The sequence below is a fragment of the Streptomyces sp. NPDC052107 genome (genome assembly GCF_040680215.1).
Lineage (GTDB): Bacteria > Actinomycetota > Actinomycetes > Streptomycetales > Streptomycetaceae > Streptomyces.
This window is the reverse complement of sequence record NZ_JBFAWG010000255.1, coordinates 1-1990: the sequence shown is the minus strand read 5'-3', so window position 1 is coordinate 1990 and position 1990 is coordinate 1. Positions and strand designations below refer to the sequence as shown.

The window sequence follows — 1990 nt, the reverse complement described above, 5'->3', positions numbered from 1 at the left end:
CCCCCATTACCTTGTTGATCAGCCCCGCAATGGGGTGCCCGGCCTCTGGGACGGCATGACTGTTCCCCCCTGTAGTTCGCATGATCTGGGGGGTGGTGTCACCGCTCCCGGAGGCACTGGCAGACCGCTGATTAGGGGCATGACCACCGACTCCTTCGGGAAGTTGGGAGGCTCTTCGTAATGTGGATGCCGGCAGCTGGTGCCGCAGGTAGGGCCGGGGACGTACGACCGGAGAGTGCACGTGATCGACACCAGTGACATCGGCGTCTTCCTCGGCCTGGACGTCGGCAAGGGCGAACACCACGCCACCGCGCTGACCCCGGCCGGGAAGAAAGCCCTCGACAAGCGGCTGCCCAACAGCGAACCCAAGCTCCGTGAGGTGTTCGCCAAGCTGATCGCGAAGCACGGCACCGTACTCGTCGTCGTCGACCAGCCCGCCTCGATCGGCGCCCTGCCTCTGGCCGTGGCCCGCGACGCGGGCTGCAAGGTCGCCTATCTGCCCGGGCTGACCATGCGGCGGATCGCCGATCTCTATCCCGGCGAGGCCAAGACCGATGCGAGGGACGCGTTCATCATCGCGGACGCGGCCCGGGCGATGCCGCATACCCTTCGCGTCATCGAGCTCGAAGACGAGACCGTTGCCGAGCTGGAGATGATCGTGGGCTTCGATGACGACCTCGCGGGTGAGGCTACCCGGGTCGCGAACCGGCTCCGCGGGCTGCTGACCCAGATTCACCCGCACCTGGAGCGCGTTGTGGGCCCCCGCATCCAGCACCCGGCCGTCCTGATGCTGCTGGAACGGTTCGGATCCCCGGCCCAGATCCGCAAGGCGGGACGCCGACGGCTGATCACCCTCATACGTCCGAAGGCCCCGCGGATGGCCGAGCGCCTGGTCGAGGACATCTTCACCGCTATGGACGAGCAGACCGTGGTCGTTCCCGGCACCGACGCGGCCGCGCTCATCGTGCCCAGCCTCGCCACTTCCCTCAGCGCCGTCCTCGACCAGCGCAAACTCCTGGCCACCAGGATCGAGGAGCTGCTGGAGGCCCACCCTCTTTCCAAAGTCCTGACGTCCATGCCGGGGATTGGCGTCAGGACCGGAGCGAGGATCCTCATCGACGTCGGCGACGGCAGCGCATTCCCGAGCGCCGCCCACCTCGCCTCCTACGCCGGCCTCGCTCCTGCCACCCGTAGCTCGGGCTCCTCGATCCGCGGAGAACAACCCTCCCGCCGCGGGAACAAGCAGCTCAAGAGAGCGTTCTTCCTCTCCGCGTTCGCAGCCCTGGCCGATCCGGCCTCCAGGGCCTACTACGACAAGAAGATCAAGCAGGGCAAGCATCACACCCAAGCCCTCCTCTGCCTCGCCAGACGTCGAGCCGACGTCCTCTTCGCGATGCTCCGCGACGGCACCTTCTACGAGCCGCAGCCAGCGGCGGTCACGTGACCTGCGGGCCACCCAGCAGCACTACACGGTCGGCGTCGACGCCGAAGCCGAGAACCGGGTGGAGCGGATCAGACTCCGGGCTCAGCAACACCGGCTTGCCGAGCCGACGCCCGATTGCCCGCAGCAGACGGCACAGCACATCCACGCCGTGCTGACCCTGCAACTCCCGCAGATCAACGTCGAAGTCGATCGAGCCAGCCTCATACGCCCGAAAGATCACCAGGAATCCAGGAACCGGCCAGACCCTAAGCAACGCGTCGGCACCCTCACCGCGGGTCAGCATCTCCGCAGCTCTCGGCAGCCGGACCACAGCACCGTCCTCGGAGTACTCGCACGACCACCCCTGCGACTGAACGAGATCAAGCACCGCTTGCCAGTCCTCCACCGAGGTATCCGGGACGCGGACGTCCGGCAGCGACCCCATCAACTCGGGAGCAAAGAAGCGCTTGACGTCATCCCACAGCAGGTCAGGCATCACGCCATGCTGCCTTGCCACTCACCGAAACGCAGGCCGATTCCCTTGACGAAACCCATAGGGGCACCCCC

At 66.8% G+C, this 1990-nt stretch carries 2 protein-coding genes; one reads left to right on the top strand and one right to left on the bottom strand.

Annotation, left to right across the window (positions count from 1 at the left end):
• The first annotated feature begins 241 nt into the window (after nucleotides 1-241).
• A complete protein-coding gene (locus AB0M27_RS47570; RefSeq protein ID WP_365732431.1) occupies nucleotides 242-1444 on the top strand; it encodes an IS110 family transposase in 1203 nt (400 codons plus the stop codon).
• On the opposite strand, the gene AB0M27_RS47565 is transcribed toward AB0M27_RS47570, so the two are convergent.
• Nucleotides 1437-1919, bottom strand: coding sequence for a hypothetical protein (locus AB0M27_RS47565; protein ID WP_365732430.1), 483 nt, complete (start codon nucleotides 1917-1919; stop codon nucleotides 1437-1439). The two genes, AB0M27_RS47570 and AB0M27_RS47565, sit on opposite strands and share 8 nt — an antisense overlap.
• Between the last annotated feature and the right edge of the window lie 71 nt (nucleotides 1920-1990).

Excerpts from the sequence above, each read along its gene's own strand:
- AB0M27_RS47565 (WP_365732430.1), bottom strand. The coding sequence starts at position 1,919 with ATGCCTGACCTGCTGTGGGATGACGTCAAGCGCTTCTTTGCTCCCGAG.